At 69.1% G+C, this 20,448-nt stretch carries 18 protein-coding genes; 4 read left to right on the plus strand and 14 right to left on the minus strand.

What is annotated here, in order from left to right; all coding sequences use genetic code 11:
* Positions 1-81: 81 nt before the first annotated feature.
* Together ftsH and tilS are read right to left on the minus strand one after the other, a co-directional pair.
* Entirely contained in the window at positions 82-1,998 is a 1,917-nt protein-coding gene (gene ftsH, locus KY572_RS12025) for an ATP-dependent zinc metalloprotease FtsH (protein ID WP_224242715.1), read from the minus strand.
* A gap of 178 nt (positions 1,999-2,176) precedes the next feature.
* Positions 2,177-3,505, minus strand: coding sequence for a tRNA lysidine(34) synthetase TilS (gene tilS, locus KY572_RS12030; protein WP_317987840.1), 1,329 nt, complete (start codon positions 3,503-3,505; stop codon positions 2,177-2,179).
* Between the two features lie 564 nt (positions 3,506-4,069).
* Between tilS and KY572_RS12035 the strand changes: the two genes are divergently transcribed.
* Complete coding sequence (locus KY572_RS12035; protein WP_044186644.1) at positions 4,070-4,273, plus strand: TIGR04563 family protein; 204 nt, start codon at positions 4,070-4,072, stop codon at positions 4,271-4,273.
* 8 nt (positions 4,274-4,281) lie between these two features.
* Positions 4,282-4,530: a TIGR04563 family protein gene (locus KY572_RS12040; protein ID WP_224242717.1), complete on the plus strand. Its 249-nt coding sequence runs from the start codon at positions 4,282-4,284 to the stop codon at positions 4,528-4,530.
* A 22-nt stretch (positions 4,531-4,552) separates the two neighbouring features.
* On the opposite strand, the gene KY572_RS12045 is transcribed toward KY572_RS12040, so the two are convergent.
* Together KY572_RS12045 and KY572_RS12050 are read right to left on the minus strand one after the other, a co-directional pair.
* On the minus strand, positions 4,553-5,383 hold the full coding sequence (locus KY572_RS12045; protein ID WP_224242718.1) for a 5'-nucleotidase C-terminal domain-containing protein: 831 nt from the start codon (positions 5,381-5,383) through the stop codon (positions 4,553-4,555).
* Positions 5,383-8,322 carry a TonB-dependent receptor plug domain-containing protein gene (locus KY572_RS12050; protein ID WP_224242719.1) on the minus strand — a complete coding sequence of 980 codons (2,940 nt, stop codon included), beginning with the start codon at positions 8,320-8,322 and terminating at the stop codon, positions 5,383-5,385. The genes KY572_RS12045 and KY572_RS12050 overlap by 1 nt, the downstream gene beginning before the upstream one ends.
* 120 nt (positions 8,323-8,442) lie before the next feature.
* On the opposite strand from KY572_RS12050, the gene KY572_RS12055 reads away from it, so the two are divergent.
* Positions 8,443-9,996 carry a ChaN family lipoprotein gene (locus tag KY572_RS12055; protein ID WP_224242902.1) on the plus strand — a complete coding sequence of 518 codons (1,554 nt, stop codon included), beginning with the start codon at positions 8,443-8,445 and terminating at the stop codon, positions 9,994-9,996.
* 36 nt (positions 9,997-10,032) lie between these two features.
* On the opposite strand, the gene KY572_RS12060 is transcribed toward KY572_RS12055, so the two are convergent.
* The 10 genes from KY572_RS12060 to kamD form a co-directional block, all read right to left on the minus strand.
* Positions 10,033-10,578 carry an MmcQ/YjbR family DNA-binding protein gene (locus KY572_RS12060; RefSeq protein WP_224242720.1) on the minus strand — a complete coding sequence of 182 codons (546 nt, stop codon included), beginning with the start codon at positions 10,576-10,578 and terminating at the stop codon, positions 10,033-10,035.
* 35 nt (positions 10,579-10,613) lie between these two features.
* Positions 10,614-11,663, minus strand: coding sequence for a hypothetical protein (locus KY572_RS12065; RefSeq protein WP_224242721.1), 1,050 nt, complete (start codon positions 11,661-11,663; stop codon positions 10,614-10,616).
* 64 nt (positions 11,664-11,727) lie between these two features.
* Positions 11,728-12,789, minus strand: a complete 1,062-nt coding sequence (locus KY572_RS12070) for a leucine-rich repeat domain-containing protein (protein WP_224242722.1) — start codon at positions 12,787-12,789, stop codon at positions 11,728-11,730.
* Between the two features lie 9 nt (positions 12,790-12,798).
* On the minus strand, positions 12,799-13,590 hold the full coding sequence (locus KY572_RS12075; protein WP_224242723.1) for a class I SAM-dependent methyltransferase: 792 nt from the start codon (positions 13,588-13,590) through the stop codon (positions 12,799-12,801).
* On the minus strand, positions 13,580-14,356 hold the full coding sequence (locus tag KY572_RS12080; RefSeq protein WP_224242724.1) for an SDR family NAD(P)-dependent oxidoreductase: 777 nt from the start codon (positions 14,354-14,356) through the stop codon (positions 13,580-13,582). Before KY572_RS12080 ends, KY572_RS12075 begins: the two co-directional genes overlap by 11 nt.
* 46 nt (positions 14,357-14,402) lie before the next feature.
* Entirely contained in the window at positions 14,403-15,230 is an 828-nt protein-coding gene (gene kce, locus KY572_RS12085; RefSeq protein WP_224242725.1) for a 3-keto-5-aminohexanoate cleavage enzyme, read from the minus strand.
* Positions 15,231-15,248: 18 nt separating this feature from the next.
* Positions 15,249-15,641, minus strand: coding sequence for a 3-aminobutyryl-CoA ammonia lyase (kal, locus tag KY572_RS12090; protein ID WP_456077665.1), 393 nt, complete (start codon positions 15,639-15,641; stop codon positions 15,249-15,251).
* Positions 15,638-16,423 (minus strand): lysine 5,6-aminomutase subunit beta, encoded by a 786-nt coding sequence (gene kamE, locus KY572_RS12095; RefSeq protein ID WP_224242726.1) that lies wholly within the window; start codon positions 16,421-16,423, stop codon positions 15,638-15,640. The genes kal and kamE overlap by 4 nt, the downstream gene beginning before the upstream one ends.
* Positions 16,424-16,427: 4 nt before the next feature.
* Positions 16,428-16,907 (minus strand): hypothetical protein, encoded by a 480-nt coding sequence (locus KY572_RS12100; RefSeq protein WP_224242727.1) that lies wholly within the window; start codon positions 16,905-16,907, stop codon positions 16,428-16,430.
* Complete coding sequence (gene kamD, locus KY572_RS12105) at positions 16,904-18,460, minus strand: lysine 5,6-aminomutase subunit alpha (protein WP_224242728.1); 1,557 nt, start codon at positions 18,458-18,460, stop codon at positions 16,904-16,906. Before kamD ends, KY572_RS12100 begins: the two co-directional genes overlap by 4 nt.
* 160 nt (positions 18,461-18,620) lie before the next feature.
* Here kamD and KY572_RS12110 point away from each other — a divergent pair, with 160 nt between their 5' ends.
* Positions 18,621-20,282, plus strand: a complete 1,662-nt coding sequence (locus tag KY572_RS12110; RefSeq protein ID WP_224242729.1) for a M14 family metallopeptidase — start codon at positions 18,621-18,623, stop codon at positions 20,280-20,282.
* Positions 20,283-20,448: the final 166 nt, after the last annotated feature.

Raw genomic sequence — 20,448 nt, forward strand, 5'->3', positions numbered from 1 at the left:
GGCTCCAGGGCAGACGGCGAAAGCAGAAAGGCCCTCCCAGCTCGGAGCGGGGAGGGCCTCGGTTCTACGGGAGCTTCAGGCTCACGCCTTGTTCGGCTCCATCTTGGGGATCGCCTCGAGCGCGTCGAGGATCTTCCGCTTGTCCTTCTTCTCGGTGGACTTGGGCGGGGTGATGACGCGCGGGGGCGGCCGCTCGCGGGTCAGCGTTCCGCCCTGGAGCAGGATGTTCACGTCCTCGGCATCCAGCGTCTCGTACTCCACGAGCGCGTCGGAGATGCGCTGGAGCACTTCCTTGTTCTCCACCAGCAGCCGCTTGCCGTTCTCGTAGCAGCCGATGACGATGCCGCGCACCTCGGCGTCGATCTGCCGCGCGGTGTCCTCGGAGTAGTCCTTCGTGGCGCTGAAGTCGCGGCCGAGGAACACCTCGCCCTCGTTCTTGCCGAACGCCAGGGGCCCCAGCTTCTCGCTCATGCCCCAGCGGCAGACCATCGCGCGAGCCGTCTCCGTGGCGCGCTCGATGTCGTTGGCGGCGCCGCTGGACATCTCTCCGAACATGATCTCCTCGGCGAGCCGACCGCCCATCGCCATGGTGATCTGATCGAGGATCTGCTTCTTGTACCCGTTGACCTTGTCCTCGGTGGGCAGGCTCCAGGTGACGCCCAGGGCCTGGCCACGAGGGATGATCGTCACCTTGTGGAGGGGATCACACCCGGGCAGCAGCTTGGCCAGCAGCGCGTGGCCGGCCTCGTGCACCGCGGTGTTCCGCTTCTCCTTCTCGGTCATGATCATGGACTTGCGCTCGGGGCCCATGAAGACCTTGTCCTTGGCGGCCTCGAAGTCGCTCAGGTCCACGCGCTCCTTGTTCTGCCGCGCGGCCATCAGCGCCGACTCGTTCACCAGGTTCTCCAGGTCCGCGCCCGTCATGCCCGGCGTACCGCGAGCGATGACCTCGAGGTCCACCTCGGGAGCCAGCGGCACGCGCCGCGTGTGCACCTTGAGCACGCCCAGGCGGCCCTTCAGGTCCGGCCGCGGCACCACGATGCGCCGGTCGAAGCGGCCCGGGCGCTGCAGCGCGGGGTCCAGCACGTCCGGACGGTTGGTGGCCGCGATGAGGATGACGCCCTCGTTGGACTCGAAGCCGTCCATCTCCACCAGCAGCTGGTTGAGCGTCTGCTCGCGCTCGTCGTGTCCACCGCCGAGGCCCGCGCCACGGTGACGGCCCACGGCGTCGATCTCGTCGATGAAGATGATGCAGGGGGCGTTCTTCTTGCCCTGCTCGAAGAGGTCGCGCACGCGGCTGGCGCCCACGCCCACGAACATCTCCACGAAGTCCGAGCCGGAGATGGAGAAGAACGGGACGCCGGCCTCACCGGCCACCGCGCGGGCCAGCAGCGTCTTGCCCGTGCCCGGCGAGCCCATCATCAGCACGCCCTTGGGGATGCGGCCGCCCAGCTTGGTGAACTTCTTGGGGTCCTTGAGGAAGGCGACGATCTCCTCCAGCTCCTCCTTGCACTCGTCGGCGCCGGCCACGTCGGCGAACGTCACCTTGTTGTGGCTCTCGTTGAGGAGCTTGGCCTTCGACTTGCCGAAGGTCATCGCCTTGCCGCTGCCGCCCTGCAGCTGGCGCATGAAGAAGATGAAGAACAGGAACAGGAAGACCACCGGCATCCACTGGCCGAGGATGGTCAACCACAGGTTGTTCTGCTCCTCCTTCTCGTACTTCACGTCCACGCCCATGTCCTGCAGCTTCGAGAGCATGGAGGTGTCGGCCACGGGGCCCGTGGTCCGGAACCGCGTCTTGGAGTCCGCGTACTCGCCCGAGTACACGTTGCCCTTGATGGAGATCGCCCTGACCTCCTTCTTCTCGACCTTCGCCAGCAACTGGGTGAACGCGGGCTCGTCCACCTGCTCGTTGCCCTGTGAGAAGAAGTTATAGAAGGCCACGAACAGGACGATCAGGATCACCCAGAGGCCGATGGTCTTGTAAGTCGAACGCACGTGTCTGCTGCCCTTTCGATGCTCGGCGGATGCGGGCCATGCCGGAAAACGCCCAGATATTTCAACTGTTTGGGCCGAGGCGTGGCGAATCGCCCAACTTCGGACCGTATCAGCAACAGCAAAAAGCCCTCAACTATTTAGGGGTTCGTGGCCCTTCTCCATCCGCCCCATGACCACTCTATAACGAACCGCTGCCCCTGTTGCTCGGACTGGGGGGAATCGCCCACAGGCTCGGCCCGGCAACGGCTGCCCCCGCCTCCGGTGGAGTCCAGAGCCCCGGAACCCAGAGCACCTGCCCTTCCGCGTCCGTCACCACCGGCTGGAGATCTCGACGCTCGGCGGGCACGCGAAGGTCCACGAAGACGTCCTGGAGCTTTCGCGAACCGCGAGGCCCTCGGATCCGATCCCCTGGATTTCGCGTCCGCACGGTGAGCGGCCAGCGGGTCTGCGCCGGCAGGGCCAGGTGAAGCGCACCCGGCGTGGCCTGTGAGCCACCCAAGCGGAAGCTCCACCCCGTTCCTTCCAGCACGCCCGTGGTGCCCTCTCCTTCCAAGGAGAGCGAGCCGCGCACGGCGGCGCGCGGGCGGACACAGCGCACGAGCCCACCTGAAGACCGGAGCTGGAGCCCGCGGCTCAAGGTGGCGGAGCCTCCGCGCTCCACCGCTTCGCTCGCCCGTCGGAGGGTCGCGTCATCCACGGCGACGCCCTCCTGGACGAGCAGGCGCGCGAGCACGCGCCGTCGCAGCGGAGGCTCGAGCGCGCGGAGCCCCACCGCGTCCAGCGCCCCTCCTTCGAGCAGCAGCCGCTGCCAGGCGCTCTCCGCCATGCCGTCCAGCAGGGCCTCGTCCTCGGCCGCCAGTCGGGCGAAGGAGGCCAGGCGCTCCACCACCGGGAAGCCCGCCGCCCGAGTGAGCGTCGGGAGCACCTCCTGACGGATGCGCGTCCGGAAGAGGCGGACATCGGCATTCATCGGATCCGTCACGAAGCCCGTGCCCTGCTCCTGGAGGAAGGCCTCGATCTGCTCGCGCGTGAGCTCCAGCAGCGGGCGGACGAACGTGCCCCGCCTCGGCAGGATGCCCGCCGCGCCTCGCAGGGCGGTGCCTCGGGCCAGCCGCATCAGCAGCGTCTCCGCCTGATCATTCGCCGTGTGCGCGGTGGCCACCGCCATCAGCCCACGCTCGGAGCGGAGCTCCTCCAGCGCCTCGTACCGCGCCTGACGCGCACGCACCTCCATGCTCGTGCCGGGTCGCAGGTGGAGCTGGCGCACATGGCACGGGAGCGAGTGGAGGGCCGCCAGCCGCTCGACCGCTCGCACCTCGTCCGCCGCCTCGGGGCGCAGCCCGTGGTCCAGCGTGGCCACCTCCACCGAGAGCCCCAGCTGCGCTCGCACGAGCGCCGTGCCCACCAGCAGTGCGCTCGAGTCCGCGCCCCCCGAGACAGCCAGCAGCACCGAGCGGCCTGCCAGCCCGAAGTGCCGGTAGGCCGCCACGAGTGTCGAGGTGATCAAGTGTGTCGTGAGCCCGGTGCGCGGCATCGAACAGAAGGGGGAATGGTTTTTCCAGCGGCCGCGTTAACCCAAGAGCCGTCGGTTGAACGCGCTGGGGGTGGTTCTTATGATCCCCATGGAAGAGATGGGGGCGGAATGGGCGGGGTGGTAGACGGTGTTGGAAGTAAGCTGATTTTCAAGATTTCTCGGCGTTGGGCCTAGGGGTCCCCCCCCTCCCCCTCTGGGCCCACGGGACCGCTAGGATTCGTACCTGGCGGTCCCTCTTTCCGGAGCGCCCCGGGCCTCTGTCTCTGAGGCCCGGGGCGTTTCCCTTTTCGGGGCCTGGATCCGCCCCTTCGTCGAGCCCTGGAGCCACCGCTCGGGCCACGACTCACACCGGTTCCCCTGCTTTCACGGATTCCATGCACCCGAGATGCTTCCACACGGAGCAGAAATGGTCCGGCATGTCACACCTATCGCTTATCGAGAGGAATGACTGAAACCGTTGACCGGCTAGGGCGTCTGTCGGATAACCCCGCCGGTGTGTCTCAGGTCGTCACCTCGCATCCGCTCCGGAGACTCGGTATGGCAGGCACCGACAAGCGCAAGCAATCCCTGTACTTCCCCGAAGAGATGTTGAAGGAGATCCAGGAGGAGGCGAACCGACAGGACCGCTCTCTGTCGTGGGTCGTTCAGCAGGCATGGAAGATCGCCCGCGAGCGCATCAAGGCGTTCCCGGCCGTCAATGACGTCACCGGCGACGAGCGCCAGGATCCTCGTGAGGAGTAGGTAAACGCATGTCCTCCACTGATCATCGCAAGCAAAGTCTCTACTTCCCCGAGGACATGCTCGAGGAGATCCAGCGCGAGGCGACTCGCCAGGATCGCTCCCTCTCCTGGATCGTCCAGCAGGCCTGGAAGGTGGCCCGCTCGGACATCCGCAAGATGCCCTCGGTCAACGACGTGCTCACCCCGACGCCCAAGCCGGCGCCGGTGGCAGCCGTGGCGGCCCCGCCGCCCGCGACCGACGGCGAGCCCAAGCCTTAGGTGGGTTCGACCTGCCCGGCCCTCAGCGTGAGGGCCGGGTGGGCTGCGCGCAGTTCTCGAAGATGATGCGCTGCGCCTCACGCAGGGGCCGCGCCTCGGTCGCGTACGACGTGCGCATGTACCCAGCCACGATGTTGGAGTCCACGCCCCCGAGCTTGCGGGACTGGGCCGGGTTGCGCGCGGGATCCTTGCCGGCATTGCCGAAGATGGCGCCGTAGCCGTCTCCTCCGTTGATGAGGAAGCTGGGCATGGCCACCCGGTACTGCCGGGAGGCATCCGTGCGCGGCGGCAGCACCACGGGATTGCCGCCAATCGTGAGCGCCCTCACCCGCTGACCGCGGGGGTACTCGCAGTCCACGCGCAGGGTGGTGCTCTCGGAGACGTGGAGGAAGCCACCGCTGGGCGAGGTGATGGGCTGCCCGGCGGGGACGAGCTCTCCCGCCGAGCGCTCGAACATGTCCACGACTTCCTTCTCGGTGAGGTTGACCGTCACCACCTGGTTCTCGAAGAGGAACACCTCGTGGAGGACGCCGTCCGTGAGCGCGCCCTTGGGGAGCATGGTGCGGTTGATGCACAGGCCCTCGGCGCGAATGGAGCCGCCGTTGACGATGCCCAGCTGCGCGGGGGCCGCCGAGTCGTCCTCGGCGTGCTGGTAGGAGTCCGCGGCGAGCTGGCCCAGGGCGTTGTTGTCGTGCCGGGCGAAGGGCTTGTCGATGTAGACGTCCTCGCCCAGGAAGCCGAGCACGGCGTCCGGGTCGTCCACCAGCGGCTGGCAGGGATCGTTGTAGGCCAGGCAGCCCAGGCCTGGGGCGAGCATGGCGGCCACGAGGGCGGTGAGCAGCGGGCGGTTCATCAGTAGCGGCCCCGGACGGTGAGGTAGACGGACTGGCCCTCGCGCGGCAGCAGCCCCGGGACGCGGTCCGGGCGGGGCACGTCGTCGCGCAAGTCATGGTCGAAGAGGTTCTGCGCCACCAGCGACACCTCGAAGTGGTCGAGGATGGGCTCGGTGCGCAGCTGCGCGGTGATGAGGCTGTAGGCGGGGATCTGGTAGCGGCGGATCAGCTCCAGCACGGAGCGGGTGTCGTTGCGGCGCTCGGCGCCGGCGCGCACCACCACGTCGAAGTTCACCCAGTCGCCAATCGGCATGGACATGCCGGCGTTGAAGCGGGCCTGCGGGGTGTCGGTGAGCAGGCGCGACTGCGAGGGCAGCTCCAGGTCCTCGGCGCGGAAGAAGGTGGCGTTGACCCAGGCGTTGGCGCGCTTGGAGGCCTCGAGGCGGGCCTCGGCCTCCACGCCGAAGACGCGCACGCCCAGCTCGCGGTTGCGCAGCGGGATGATGTTGCCGGAGGTGTCCACCGGGATGATGGGCGAGCGGAAGCGCTCGTAGAAGGCGTTGCCTCGCAGGCGCACGCGCGAGTCTCCGGCGGCCTGGATGAGGTCCACGCCCAGCTCCACGGTGTCCACGGTGGCCGGGCGCAGCAGCGGGTTTCCCTCGAAGCGGCCCTGGTTGTAGTTGGTGTCCGGGATGCTCTCGACCAGCTCCTGCAGCGTGGGCGGGCGGAAGGCTCGGCCGTACAGGGCCTTGAGCACGAACGAGTCCGTGGCGGCGAAGACGAGGCCCACGCGCGGGTTGATGCTGGGCACCAGGCGGGTGCCGTCGATGGCGCCCGCGTCGTCCGCGGTGGGCAGCTGGGTGACGTCCGCGCGCACCCCGAAGGTGAGCGTCAGCGGGCTGATGACCGTCCACTGGTCCTGCACGAAGAGGCCCAGCGTCATGCGCCGGGTGGCGGCGCCATCGGCGATGTCCTTCACGTTCATCAGGCCCTCGGGCGTGGTGAGCGTGGGCCGGACGCGATCTTCGAGGGTGTAGTTGGTCTTGTACTCGTAGCTGGCGAGCATCTGCAGCTCGGCCACCAGGCCCGCGGAGAGGCGGTTGGCGCTGCCCAGGACCATGTCCGAGTCCACGCCCAGCCCCAGGGTGCGTACGTTGACGTGCGTCTGCTCCTGCAGGCCCAGCGGGAAGAGCTGATCGGCCGCGTCGCCCGTGCGGAAGTTGTCCGGGGTGAGCTGGAACAGGCGGTTGCTGACCTGCTGATCGCCGTAGCCGCGCACGCGCAGCTGGATGCCCTCGGCCACCGTGCGCTCGTACTCGACATCCAGCAGGGCCACCGTCCAGCTCAGGTCCGAGTCCGGCCCCACCGTGTCGAACAGGCCCATGAGGGCGGTGCGGTCCTCGGTGAGGAAGCGCAGGGAGCTGGTCAACCGCCCCGCGTCCCCGAAGTCATAGGAGAGGCCCAGGCCCAGGTTGAAGAGCAGGCGCTCGTCATGCGTCTTGCCGGCGGGCTCGTTGGCCTGGCGCAGCCGCTGGGTGATCGTGTCCTCGTTCAGCGCATCCGTCTCGATGGGAGCGGAGTCACCGGACTGGCCCCAGACGTCGAGATCTCCGAAGAGGCGCAGCTCCCCGGCCGTGGCCGCCGCCGAGGCGTGGGCATCCAGCGTGGGAGCGAACGTCCCCTCCTCCCGGTCGGGGAAGCCGCCTCCGGAGACGGCGACGCGCACGCCCTCGCTGCGATCGGTGACGAGGTTGACCACTCCCAGGAAGGCACCCGCGCCGTACAGGGCGGAGCCCGGGCCGCGGATGACCTCGATGCGATCGAGGTTCTCCACCGGGAGGTTCATCAGCGCCCGACCGTCGAAGAAGTTGTTGAGCCGGTGCCCGTTGAGCAGGAAGAGCACCTCCGCGTCGTTGCGCAGCCCGCGGATGCCGACGCGGTAGAAGCCCTGGACATCCCGGCTCACCGAGAGCCCGGGCACCACGTCGAGCACGTCCGCCACCGTGCGCGCACCGAGCGCCTTGATCTGATCCCGCCCGAAGGCCGCCGCGATGGCGGGCACCCGGGTGACCGTCTCCGTGTGGCGCGTGGCGAGCGCGAGCGTGTCCTCGGCGCTGTAGAGGGCCAGATCCTCCTCCAGCTCCGAGCGAGCCCCGGACTTCGTGCCGCCCTGGGCGGCGGGAGGGTTCGTCGTGATCGGCTCCAGCGGCTCCAGCGCAGGGCGCGAGGCCGAGGCAGCAGGGGCAGGCGCGGGAGCGGGTGCGGCGGAGGCCGCTGGCGCGGTGGACGGCGCGGGCTTGGGCGTGGGAGCCGGCGTGGACTTGCGCCCGTTGCCGCTGGGGCTCGGCGAGGGGCTGGCGCGAGGAGGCGGCGCGGGGGTGGGCTCCTCCGTGGGGGCCTCGGCGGCGAGCGCGGCCAGGGCATCGTCGGACAGCGCCGTCTGTGCCTTCTTCGGGGGAGGCGGAGGCGCCTCGAGCTCATCGTCCTCCTCCGGCTCCTTCTTCCGGGGGCTGCCCTTCGCGGGCGGCGCAGGCGGCTCCTCGGGCTCCGCGACAGCCAGCTTGGGGCGAGGAATCTCTCCAGGGACGATGACGCGCGCGGGCCGGCTCGACGACTGGAACACGGAGACGCGCTCGCCGCTCTTGAGGATCCCTTCGATGTAGTACTCGACACCCGGCGGGATCATGTGCTCGGCGGGGATGGTGCCTCGGTACAGATCGCCGTACTGCCGCTCCAGCGGGGTCTCCACATACGGCTCGCCCGGGCCCCGGTAGCGAACGATGACCTCCGAGACCTCGTTGGCGTCGTCGACCAGGGTCCCTTCGAGCCGGAGCGGCCGATTCGCCTCGGCCTTCGCGGGTGCGGAGTGCAACAGCACCGCCTGCTCCTCGGCGCGGGCGGGCAGCGCCGCGAGGAGCACGAGGGTGAGCAGCGTCGTTCGTGCGAGAGCGGTCTTCAAGAGCACGAGGATGGTCCTTTGCCACTCCCTTGGAAGTCAAGGAAGGGGCGTCCGGTGGGGGCCGCCGTTTTTTTGCCGGGTGGGGAGGCGCATGCGACCTTGATCACCGCCTTCCCACCCATGCGCGCGTCGCTAGCCCTCCACCTCGCTCTCTTTCGTCGGCAGAAGGCACAGATTGCCCGTGCCGTCGATGGCCAGACCTCCGCCTTCCGTGCCTACGAGGCCCGGTACCGGCGGAGGACGACCGGCTACCGCGTCGCGCTGCCCCTGTCCGCGGTGCACCAGCGCGTGCGAGCCGCCGACGTGGTGTACGTGGGCGACTACCACACCCTGCCGCTGGCCCAGGAGACGTACCTGGGCCTGGTGGAGCGGGCCCTGGAGTCGGGGCGCCGCGTCGTCCTCGCGCTCGAGTGCGTGGAGGGACGGCACCAGGCCTCCCTGGACGCCTACCTGACGGGCCGCCTGCCCGAGCGCGCCCTGTTGGAGCGGCTCGGCCGGGCTCCGGGACCGGGGCTCGATGGCTGGTCGGGCTTCCGTCCCCTGCTCGCCTTCGCCCGACGCCACCGCCTGGAGGTGGTGGGCATCGATCGTCGGGCGCAGGGTAAGCGCTCGCTCGAGCTCCGGGACGCCTATGCGGCGGAGCGCATCGCCCGGGCGGCGCGAGCGGAGGATCGGCCGCAGGTGATGGTCCTGGTGGGCCAGTACCACGTGGCACCTTGCCACCTGCCCGAGCAGGTGGAGCGGGCGCTCGGAGAGTCGCACGCACGGCGCAGCCTGGTGGTGTACCAGAACTGCGAGGGCGTCTACTGGCGGCTGGCCCGCGAGGGTCGCGCCGGAGCGGTGGAGGCGGTGGAGCTGGCGGATGGCTCGGTCTGCCTGCTCAACGCCTCGCCGGTGGTGTGCCAGCAGAGCTTCCTGGATTACCTGGAGGCCGAGGCCGGGGACTCGCTGCTGCGAGATCGCAGCGCGGCGGACAGGTTCCGGGAGATGGCGAGCCTGATCGCGCGGCTCGCGGGCGTGCAGGTGGGCCGAGCGCTGGACGAGGTGGAGGTGGCGACGGCGGCGGACGGGGATGTCCTGGCGCGCATCCAGCAGCGCGGACGCTTCACGCAGGTGGAGCTGGCGCAGCTGCGGCGGCACATCCTGTCGAGGGAGAGCAGCTACATCCCCCGAGCGCGGATGGCCTACCTGGCGTCACTGTCGTTGAACCACGCGGCGGAGGAGGCGGCGCACTTCGTGCGGCACTGCGCGGTGGGAGACGCGATGGAGGTGCCGCGGCGGGCATCGGACGCGTTCTACGCGCGGTGCATGGAGGAGGCGCTGGGCTTCTTCGGCTCGAAGCTGGTGAACCCGCGGCGGGGCTGCGCGGGGCTGGCGGAGTGGGCGCGGCGGGTGGCGCGGATGCGCGGCGTGGAGCGGCAGATCGCGGCCTTCGTGCTGGCGCACAAGGCGGCGGAGGTGGAGGGCCCGGACGAGGCGGTGAAGCTGCTGCCGCTGCGAAGGGATCGGCTCTTCCACGGCGTGAGCCATGCGCTGGGGTACCTGCTGGGAGACGCGCTGTACCAGGCCTTCGACACGGGCCGGGTGGAGAAGGCGGACATCCGCGCCCTCTTCCGAGATCCGCTGCCGGACCCGCGGAGCACCTACTTCCACTGGGTGCAGCGGCTGGGCTGAGCCTCGGCGGTACAGTGTGAGCCGCCACGCAGTGGCTCAGCGAGCCGACTTCGCGCGGGCGCTCCCTTTCTTGCGCGCCGCGCTCTTCTTCGTCGTCACGGCACGCCTGGTGGGCGCGCTCTTCTTCGGCGCAGCAGCCTTCTTCGGCGCCGCGGCCTTCTTCGCGGCCGGAGCCTTCGTGCGCGCCGGGGCCACCTTGGCAGCGGACGCCGCGCCGCTGGCGATCTGGTCCACGAGCTTCTTCGGGGCCACGGCGCGGTAGCTCTCGTCGACCCACTGGCGCAGCATCTCCATGGGGGGCTGCTCGCCCTTGGGGAAGCTGGCCGACACCCAGCCGCTCTTGCCCAGGCCGTACCCGGTGGGCGTGGCGAACGGCAGCATCAGGGCGGCGGCGTTGGAGTGAGGCAGCTTGACGGAGAGCCCGAGGCCTCCCTGCTCGTGTCCCATGAAGAGGAAGGCCTTGCCCTTCACCTTGAGGGCGCGGTGGCCCCACGGGAAGTCCTCGTGGGCACCGGGGAAGCCGAGCGCGAAGTCACGCAGGGCCAGCTCGTGCGGATTGTCCAGGCTCATGGACTCAGACATGGGGCTCCTCGGATCGAGCGACTTGGGGCGTGAGCCTATCTAGCGGGATTCTCCGCGTCGGGCGAGCCCCCACGGACGATCTGGAACCGCAGGGACTGGGAGCGCAGGGACTCCGAGTCTCGATGACCCAGGACGTTGGGCACGTACCAGAAGGCACCTTCCGCGGTGAGGGCCCAGAGCTGGTACTCGCCCACGGGGATGGCGGCGAGCGGCGTCAGCACCTGTCCCCCATCCGTGCCCACCGAGACCGCCTGGGCCTGCGGGACGACGAAGAGCTGGACGCTCGCCGCGGCGGCCTCGCGTGTCACATCGCCCTGGAGGACGGCGACGAAGGGCAGCGGGTTGAGGACGAGGGGCACGATGATGGAAGAGCCCCCGCCGTCCTCCGCGCCTGTCTGCCCCGGCCGAGGCACGAAGCGCAGGAAGAACTGGGGGAACAGCTCGGGGAGCCCGTCTCCGTTCAGATCGTCCGCGTTCCCATCCCCGTCGCTGTCCAGCAGGTGGACGAAGAAGCGTATCTCCTCGCCGCGCAGCAGGCCCAGGCCATCGGCCTCCACGGTGAGCGAGGTGAGTGCCAGCGGCGAGTCCGGCACCGACACCACGCCGCCATCGGTCCCCTCCCCTGTCACCCGGAAGGCTGGGGGCCCGTGGCGCATCCGACGCGTCAGCGCGAGCTCCTGCTCCACGCGGCCCGACACCGGAACGTCCAGAGCCACCGCCGCCTCGGGGCGCCAGTCTCCGGCACCGGGCTGGGCGAGCACGTCCACAGAGAGGTCCACGTCCCCATTCGCGTCCAGGAAGCCCCACAGCCGATAGGGACCGGGGAGAACCTCCGCGAACAGATAGCGGGAATCTCCCGAAGCCCACCGCAGCTCGGGAACAGCCGTGACATGGCGGGGAGCGGCCGGTCCGTTGGGAGGCTCCTCACCAGGGGCGAAGAGGAAGACGTAGGCATCGCCTCGAAGGGCGGTGGGCCCCTGTACCTGCCCCTCGACACGGCCGGAGGGCTTCCCGGGACCGGCCTGCTCCGGGCATCCGCTGAGCACCAGCAGACAGGCCAAGAGGAGGAGACGCGAGGAGTTCACGAGCACCCCCGTACTCTACTCCCGCCGGGAGCGCTCTCCGGTCCGACGAGCTCGATCCCCTCGCCTACGTGTACACCACGCAGCCGCGCTGCTCGAGCCGCTGGAACCACCCCGGAACGGACGCCAGCTTGTTCCACCGCAGGTCGAGCTTCTCCAGGTTCGGGAGCTCGCCGATGCTCGCGGGGAGCGTGCGCAGCTGATTGCCCCGCAGATCGAGGAACGTCAGGCTCCTCAGCTGGCCTATCGACGCGGGCAGCGTGCTCAGCCGGTTGTTCCTCAAGTCGAGCTCCACCAGCCGTCCGAGGCCGCCCAGGGAGTCAGGGAGCGACGTCAGCTGGTTGTTCTCCAGGCTGAGCTTCCGGAGGCGCGTCAGCTGCCCCATGGACTCCGGCAGCGTGACCAGCGCGTTCTTCTTCAGATGGAGCTCCAGGAGGTTCTCCAGCCTGCCCAGCGAGGCCGGGAGCGCCTTCAGTCGGTTGTTGTACAGGCGCAGCTCGATGAGCGCACGCATCTCTCCCAGGCTCTCGGGGAGCGCCTCCAGCCGGTTGTCCGTGGCGTTGAGGTACTTCAATGCCTTCAGGTTCCCGAGCGACGCAGGGAGCTCCGTCAGCTGGTTGTCGCTCAGGTAGAGGTAGCCCGAGAGCCCCGTGAGCCTGCCAATCTCCTCGGGGACCGCGGCCAGCGCGTTGTGCCCCAGATCCAGCATCCGCAGCTTCGTCAGCGCTCCGATGCTCGCGGACAGGGAGCCGATGCGGTTCTCCCCGAGGTCCAGCGTCTCGAGCCCCGTCAGCTGCCACAGCGACTCAGGCACCGACGTCAGGAGGTTCTTCCCCAGCCTCAGGTCCTCGAGCCAGCGCATCCGGCCCAGGAACTCTGGGATGGCCTCCAGGCGATTGCGGCGCGCATCCAGCCGCTTCAGGCCCTTCAACCGCTCCAGGGTGCTCGGGAGGGAGGTCAGCTGCGTGCCATCCGCGAAGAGCTGCTCGAGAGTCCCCAGCTCGCCCAGCCACTCTGGGAGCACCCCGAGCGGGTTGTCGTCGAGCAGGAGCTGTCTGAGCTGCGTCTGTTGCCTCAGGCTCTCCGGGAGAGCACCGAGCCCCTGTCCCGTCAGATCGAGAACGCTCATGGGGAAGGCCTACCTCGCAGAGGGTTTCACGGCGCGCGTCGCGCAGAGGCTCGGCATGTACTCGGCGAGCTTGTCTCCCTCGATGTGCTTGTCCTCGTAGAAGCCCGCCAGCAGGAAGCCCGCGTCGAGCTGCCCGCCGATCTGGTCCTCCAGCGAGTGCGCCACGCACAGGGGCTCGCCCTTGTCCGTGTAACGTCGCCGCTCCTCGTCCGTGAGGCTCGTGAAGTCCGAGTAGGGCATCCGGTACTTGAGGCGCAGCACCCCCTCCCCCTCCAGCTCCGGATCGAACAGGAACATGATCGGGTTGCAGAACCCGGACAGCAGCACTCCTCCGGGACGCAGCACGCGGTAGGCCTCGCGCCAGACGCGCCGCACGTCCTCCACGAAGCAGTTGGAGCACGGGTGGAAGATCAGATCGAAGCTCGCGTCCGGGAAGACGGACAGATCCCTCATGTCCCCCTCGACGAGCCGGATGTCCAGGCCCTCCCGCTCCGCCACCATCCGGTCCTGCCCGAGCTGGGCCGGCGAGTTGTCGAAGATCGTCACCCGAGCCCCCGCCGCCGCCAGCACTGGCCCCTGCTGCCCGCCCGCGCTCGCCAGGCCCAGCACCTCCTGGCCCTTCAGCGCTCCGAACCACTCGCGAGGCACTGGCTTGCGCGGCGTCAGCACCACGCTCCACTCCCCTCGACGCGCGGCGGCGATGACCTCCGGGCCCACCGGCCGCGTCCACATGTTCCCCCTGGCCACCTCGCCGTTCCAGGCCTCGCGGTTGTACGCGCGTACGTCGACCTCAGTCGTCATGAAGCACCCTGCCTTCCATGCCACCAGCCACGGTGACGACCTCGCCCGTCACATGGCCTGAGATCCGATCGGACGCGAGCGTCACGATGACTCGCGCCACATCCTCGGGCTGCCCCACCTTGCGCAGCGCCATCGTCCGCGTCACGCGCGCGAGGAACGCCGGGTCCTGGAGCTTCGCCCGGTTGCGGTCCACCTCCGTCCACCCCGGGCACACCACGTTCACCCGAGCCATCGGAGCAATGCGCCCCAGCTCATTCTTCAGGCTCCTCAGGAAGCCGCTCGCCAGCGCCCCCTTGGCGGCCGCGTAGTCCGAGTGTCCCGCCTCACCGAAGAGCCCCGCCGTGGAGCTGACCAGCACCAGGCTGCCCGTCCCGGTCGTCTCCACATGCCGCAGGAAGGCCCGGCACGAGAGGAACACGCTGTCCAGGTTCTCCGCGAGCGTCCGGCGCCACCGCTCCAGGGACATCCGCCACACCGGCTCGTCCGGCGGCGGCCAGTGCCCCGCGTTGGCCACCAGCACGTCCAACCGCCCGAGCGCCTTCACCGCCTCGGGGATGAGCGCGTCCACCTCGGCCTCGGCCGTGAGGTCCGCGCGCAGCGCCACACCGCCCACCTCGGCGGCCAGCGCCCGTGCCGGCTCCTCCTTCGTCCGGTAGTGCACCGCCACCCGCGCGCCCTCCTCCGCGAACGCGCGCACCGTGGCGCTGCCAATCCCTCCCGCGCCCCCCGTCACCAGAATGCCCTGGCCCTTCAGTCCTGTATCCATGAGCGCGCGAGGATAACGTCTTCCCTCGCGGCGACGGGCACCATCCTTACGTCAGGCGCAGGATCTTCCTCGCCTCCTGCGGCGTGGCCAGCGTGCGGCCCTTGGCCTTGGCCAGCTTCGCGGCCTCGGCCACGAGCTCCCAGTTGCCCTTGGCCAGCACGCCCTTGGACACGTAGATGTTGTCCTCGAGCCCGACCCGGGCATTGCCGCCACGCTCCGCCGCATGCGCCACGAACGGGAGCTGGTGCCGCCCCACGCCCGCCACCGTCCACGTGCTCCCCTCCGGCAGCGACTTGATCATGAACTCCAGCGCGTCCACCCGCGCCGTCAGCGCCCCCGGCACTCCCAGCACGAAGTCATAGTGCGCCGGCAGATCGACCAGCCCCTCCTTCGCGAGGATGCTGGCCTCGTCGATCATCCCCACGTCGAAGCACTCGATCTCCGGCTTGAGGCCCAGGGCCCGGATGCGCCTGGCGATGTCTCGCACCAGCGGGCGCGGATTCCAGAACACGTCCTGGCCGAAGTTCACCGTGCCCGTCGTCAGCGTGGCCATGTCCGGGCGATCCTCGCCCGTGAGCGTCAGGGGCCCGCAGCGCTCGTCCACCGTCATGCCCACCGCGCCGCCGGTGGACGTCTGGATGAGGACGTCCGTGCGCTTGCGGATGGCCCGGATGGCCGCCCGGAACAGCTCCGCGTCCTGGGACGGCTTGCCGTCCGCCGTGCGCACGTGCAGGTGCACCATCGCCGCGCCGGCCTCGCGGCACTTCACCGCGTCCTCGGCGATCTCCTCGGCGGTGATGGGCAGGTACGGCGTCTGCTCGCGGGTCGTCTCCGCGCCGACCATCGCGGCCGTGATGACCATGGGCGTGCTCATGACAGTCCCCTTTCTGGGTTACCGCTGGATGCGCTGCTTGTCCTTGGGGACGACGCAGGTGCCCGAAGCTCGGCACACCACCACCGGCTCGGACAAGAGGTCCGCCGCCGAATCGTTCACGTCCGTGCGCGGGCGGATCACCTTCCGGGCCTCGAAGCGCATCTTGCGCGACGTGTTGCCGACACTGACGATCTCCCCCTCCGCCTCGATGAAGTCCCCCGCGTACACCGGCGCCAGGAACTCCACCGAGTCATACGCGCGGAACAGCCCCTCGTCTCCGTCGTGCCGCACGCACAGCTCGGTGGCCACGTCGCCGAACAGCCCGAGCATCCGCGCCCCGTCCACCAGGTTGCCGCCGTAGTGCGCGTCATGGCTGCTCATGCGCAGCCGGATGATGGCCTTGGTGCTCACTTCGGTTCCCCCTGGTAGTGCGCGTTGGGATCTTCCCTGCCCATCTTCTTCAGCAGCGCGTGGACGATGAAGTTGGCCACGTCCGAGGGCTTGGTCCCCGGCCCGAAGCCCGCGTCGAAGCCCAGCTCCAGCGCCAGCTTGTGGTCCACGCGCGGCCCGCCCAACAGCAGGATCGTCTTGCCGTGGATGCCCTTGGCCTTGGCCGCCTCGATGAACTGGCGCGAGTTGTCCTTGTGCACGTCTCGCTGCGTGACGACCTGGCTGACCAGGATGGCGTCCGCGTTCTTCGCCATGGCCTTGGCGATCAGATCGTCGTTGGGCACCTGGCTGCCCAGGTTGTACGCCTCGAACCACGGGTAGCGCTCCAGGCCGTAGTCGCCCGCGTAGCCCTTCATGTTGAGGATGGCGTCGATGCCCACCGTGTGCGTGTCCGTGCCCGTGCACGCGCCGAACACGACGATGCGCCGCGCCACCTTCTCCTGGATGAAGGTGTTGAGATCGTCGAACCCCATCTTCTTGATGACCACCTCGGGGACGTCGATCTCGGCGTAGTCGATGTACATGCCCGAGCGGGCGTAGACGATGAAGAAGGTGTAGTTGTCCGCGGCGCGCTCGGCGGCGGCCACCTTCACGTCGGAGAAGCCCATCTTCTTCACGAACTGGGCGGCGGCCTCCTTGGCCTTCTCCGACAGAGGCACCGGGAGCGTGAACGAGAGCTGCACCACCCCGTCGTCCCGGCGATCGCCGTAGGGGCGGATGATCTGCTTGGTCGGCTTCACCATGAGGCTACTTCCCCTTCGCGTACGAGACGCTCTGGGTGATCTTCTTCAGCACCGGCTCGAGCTCGTCCTTCTTCTTGTCGTCGCTGGAGAAGATGATGGACCACGTCGTCTTGCCGCTACACCCGATGTAGGTGACGGAGCGGACCTTGTTCGCGCCATCCTCGGTGGCGTTGTCCACGTTGACGCGCCGGGCGGCGGGGTTCTTGGCCAGCCTCAGCTTCTCCCAGCCCTCGGCGCCCATGGCGGCCATCATCTTGTCCAGGCACACCTGGGCCTTCATCCCAGCCGTCTGCACGGCGCCCACGTCCAGCGTGAAGAAGGCCTCGCCAGTGGGCGACCGGAACTTCTCCGTGCCCTCGTGGGTGGAGCGCTCCCAGTCCGCGGGGACCTGCAGCGACAGCGTCTTCACCTGGTACTTCTTCATCTCCGCCGAGCCACCGCTGCTCGCGGCCAGGGCCACGGCCAACACCAGGGAACCAATCATGAGTGCGTACCCTCCAGGATCTCCAGGAACGGATTGAAGTAGTCGGGGCCCTTCTCCAGCACGCCATCCAGCCCCTTGCCGCCCGTCTCCGAGCGCTTCACGTCGCCGAAGCGCCCCTTGCCGATGGCGGCCACCATGCCCTCCTTGTGGCACTCCTCGAGCAGCTCCATGGCCTTGGCGAACACCTCGCGCGCGCGGTTGGCGATCTTCCCGTCCTCGCGCACGGTGAACTCCTCGTCGATGCCCCGAGCGGCGCGGTGGATGTACGCGGCCGACTTCAGCGCCACGTAGCGGTCCGCCAGCAGCGGCGTGTGCATGGCCTCGGTCATCATGCCCAGCAGCTGGATGCCCTGCCGCGTCCACATGGCCACCAGGTTCGCCATCACGTCGTACGCGTGGCTGAAGAAGATGTCCGTCTCCTTGTGCTTGGTGGGCGGCATGTACTTCAGCGGCGCGTCCGGGAAGCAGCGCCGCACCAGCATGGCCTGGGACAGCTCCAGCAGCAGCGTGTCCTGGCGGTACGGATCGATCTCGTACGAGTGGCCGATGCCCAGCTGCCAGTCCTTCAGGCCCGCGCGCTTGGCGAAGCACTCGTTGATGAACTGGCTGGCGATGACGGTGTGGGCCGCGTCATAGGCGTCCGCGGTGGTGATGTAGTTGTCCTCGCCGGTGTTGATGATGATGCCGGCCAGGGCGCAGATGCGGCGGCTGAAGTACTGATCGATGAACGTGCGCCGCATGTTGATGTCGCGGAAGAGGATGCCGTACATCGCGTCGTTGAGGAGCATGTCCAGCTTCTCGTACGCCGCGCAGAAGGCGATCTCGGACATGGCCAGTCCGGACGAGTAGTTGGTGAGCTGGATGTAGCGCTTGAGCTTCTTGCTCTCCTCGTCCAGGGCCTCGCGCATGATGCGGAAGTTCTCCTGGGTGGCGTAGGTGCCGCCGTAGCCCTCGGTGGTAGCGCCGTGGGGCACGTAGTCCAGCAGCGACTGGGCGGTGGAGCGGATGACGGCGATGACGTCCGCTCCGGCCTGGGCCGCCGCGCGCGCCTGGTCCACGTCGTCATAGATGTTGCCGGTGGCGACGATGACGTACTTGTGCGGCGGCGGAGACATGGGGAACTGCTGGCGCAGCTCGTTGCGCTGGGCGATGCGCGCCTTGAGATCCTCGAGCGCGGCGCGAGCCTCGGAGCGCACCTCGGCGCGCAGGTTCTGCTCCTGCTCGGGCGGCAGCGGGCCCAGCTTCTCGGTGGGCAGCGCGGTGAGGCGCTCCACGGCCTCCAGCGGGCTCTTGGCGCCCAGCTGCAGCGCGCGCCCGTACCAGTAGGCGGCCCCGCGGTTGAGCACCCCTGCGGCCTTCAGCTTGTCCACCATCAGGTTGGCCAGCGGCACCCCGCGCGCTCCCGCGCCCGAGATGCCGAAGAAGCGCAGCACCGTGCGCTCGATGGACACCGTGGTGTTGCGGCGGATGAGATCGAAGATCGGGTTGACGATCTCCTCGGCCAGCTTGCGCGCGTGCGCAATCTGCTCGTCTTGGATGAACGGTCCCGGCATGCACGTACCCTACATCTAAAGGGTCAGAAATGCTGAACTTTTCTGCCTCGGAGGCGTCGGAAGGATGACGCTTCGCGGCACGCCTCGCCGCCCTTCGCCGGTTCGCTCCCAGGCGAGTACTTCTTGACGGTGCCCGGGCGGGTGGCTCGGATGGCCGCCCATGACCGACCTGCTGCTGACCCGGGCCGAAGCCTCGAAGTACACGCAGACCTCCCGTCACTCGGACGTGCTCGCCTTCGTGGACGAGCTCTGCCGCCGCACGAAGCTCGTCCGGCGGGTGGACTTCGGCCAGAGCGGCGAAGGGCAGCCCCTGGTGGCGCTCATCGTCAGCGACCGCGGCTGCTTCACGCCCGAGCTGGCGCGCAAGCAGAAGAAGGTCATCGTGATGGTGGAGGCGAACATCCACGCCGGCGAGGTGGAGGGCAAGGAGGCCGTGCTGGCGCTCGCCAGGGATCTGACGCTCACCTCGCTGGGCAAGAAGCTCCTGGACAAGCTGTGCCTGGTGCTCATTCCGAACTTCAACCCGGACGGCAACGACCGCATCAGCCCGAACAACCGCAAGCTCGATCTGAAGAACCTCGAGGGCCAGGTGAACCCCGAGGGCGGCGTGGGCATGCGCTACACGGGCGAGGGGTGGAACCTCAACCGCGACAGCATGAAGCAGGAGGCCCCCGAGACGCGCTGCCTGGCGAAGCTGTACCAGGCGTGGTGGCCGCACGTGTTCATCGACTGCCACACCACCGACGGCAGCATCCACGCCCTCGATCTCACCTACGACACGTCGCACTCGAACGAGCCGCTCTTCTCGGAGCTGCGCGGCTTCAACCGCGAGATGCTGGAGCGCGTGGCGGGCGCGGTGAAGAAGCGCCATGGCTTCGACAGCTTCTGGTACGGCAACTACAAGACGGAGGGCGACCCCACCTCGGGCTGGCACACCTACCCCGCCCTGCCGCGCTTCGGCAGCCACTACCGCGGGCTGCTCGGCCGGCTGGACGTGCTGCTGGAGACCTACAGCTACATCGACTTTCCGCGCCGCTGCGCGGTGACGCGGGCGTGGCTGATCGAGCTGTTCCGCGACGCGGCCAGCAAGGCCAAGACCTACCGCGCCATCACGGAGGCCGAGGAGGAGCGCATCATCGCTCGCGGCGAGTCCCCCGACGTGCAGGCCCTGGTGGGCATCAACTACGGGGTGGCCACGCGCGATGAGAAGGGCGCGCTCGTGTTCGAGTACCCCGCCCACGCGAAGCCGGGCGACGAGGCGCGGATCCCCGCCTTCGACGAGGCGAGCATCTCCGAGCGGCGCTACCCGGGCAAGCGGCGGAAGACCTACCGCATGCCGCACCACCGGACGTTCGTGCCGACACAGGCGGTGAGCACGCCCACGGCGTACCTCGTGCCCGCGGAGCTGGCCTCGCGGCTCGAGGGGCACGGCATCCGCTTCGAGCGCCTCGAGGCTCCCCAGCGCTTCACGGTGGACAGCTACCGCGTGGCGCGGCGCGAGGAGACGTTCAGCCCGGACGTGGCCACCAACGTCCCGCCGCTCGGGGAGGCCGAGGTTCCGCTCAGCCAGAAGCCCAAGCCCGTGCGCTTCGAGACGGTGCTCACGGTGGCGCCCGAGCGCTCCACGCGCGAGTTCCCCGCCGGGACGCTCCATGTCCCCACGGCGCAGCGCACCGGCACGCTGGCCGTGTACCTGTTGGAGCCGCACTCGGATGACGGGCTCACCCGCTGGCAGTTCGTCGACGGGCTCATCACGGTGGGCGAGCTCCACCCGGTGCACCGCGTGGTGAGCCCGGCCCACGCGCCCAGGAAGGCCGAGTAGCTCCGGCTCCTGCGTTCAGAACGAACGCGCGCGCTTCTGGTGTGAACGCGCGCGCAACCGTCCAGGCCTGAGGCGAGCCGTGCCGTACGAGGCACTGCCGCCTCTCTGGCTCGGGCCGCTCCCTCCTGTCGTTCCTCCTGTGCCCAGGCACGGCCATTGCTGAGGC

Source organism: Hyalangium gracile (assembly GCF_020103725.1).
Taxonomy (GTDB): domain Bacteria; phylum Myxococcota; class Myxococcia; order Myxococcales; family Myxococcaceae; genus Hyalangium; species Hyalangium gracile.

What these genes read in the sequence shown, in the direction of transcription:
- KY572_RS12035 (WP_044186644.1), top strand. Translation starts at nt 4,070, where the DNA reads ATGGCAGGCACCGACAAGCGCAAGCAATCCCTGTACTTCCCCGAAGAG.
- KY572_RS12040 (WP_224242717.1), top strand. Translation starts at nt 4,282, where the DNA reads ATGTCCTCCACTGATCATCGCAAGCAAAGTCTCTACTTCCCCGAGGAC.
- KY572_RS12045 (WP_224242718.1), bottom strand. Translation starts at nt 5,383, where the DNA reads ATGAACCGCCCGCTGCTCACCGCCCTCGTGGCCGCCATGCTCGCCCCA.
- KY572_RS12055 (WP_224242902.1), top strand. Translation starts at nt 8,443, where the DNA reads ATGCGCGCGTCGCTAGCCCTCCACCTCGCTCTCTTTCGTCGGCAGAAG.
- KY572_RS12060 (WP_224242720.1), bottom strand. Translation starts at nt 10,578, where the DNA reads ATGTCTGAGTCCATGAGCCTGGACAATCCGCACGAGCTGGCCCTGCGT.
- KY572_RS12070 (WP_224242722.1), bottom strand. Translation starts at nt 12,789, where the DNA reads ATGAGCGTTCTCGATCTGACGGGACAGGGGCTCGGTGCTCTCCCGGAG.
- KY572_RS12075 (WP_224242723.1), bottom strand. Translation starts at nt 13,590, where the DNA reads ATGACGACTGAGGTCGACGTACGCGCGTACAACCGCGAGGCCTGGAAC.
- KY572_RS12080 (WP_224242724.1), bottom strand. Translation starts at nt 14,356, where the DNA reads ATGGATACAGGACTGAAGGGCCAGGGCATTCTGGTGACGGGGGGCGCG.
- kce (WP_224242725.1), bottom strand. Translation starts at nt 15,230, where the DNA reads ATGAGCACGCCCATGGTCATCACGGCCGCGATGGTCGGCGCGGAGACG.
- kamE (WP_224242726.1), bottom strand. Translation starts at nt 16,423, where the DNA reads ATGGTGAAGCCGACCAAGCAGATCATCCGCCCCTACGGCGATCGCCGG.
- KY572_RS12100 (WP_224242727.1), bottom strand. Translation starts at nt 16,907, where the DNA reads ATGATTGGTTCCCTGGTGTTGGCCGTGGCCCTGGCCGCGAGCAGCGGT.
- kamD (WP_224242728.1), bottom strand. Translation starts at nt 18,460, where the DNA reads ATGCCGGGACCGTTCATCCAAGACGAGCAGATTGCGCACGCGCGCAAG.
- KY572_RS12110 (WP_224242729.1), top strand. Translation starts at nt 18,621, where the DNA reads ATGACCGACCTGCTGCTGACCCGGGCCGAAGCCTCGAAGTACACGCAG.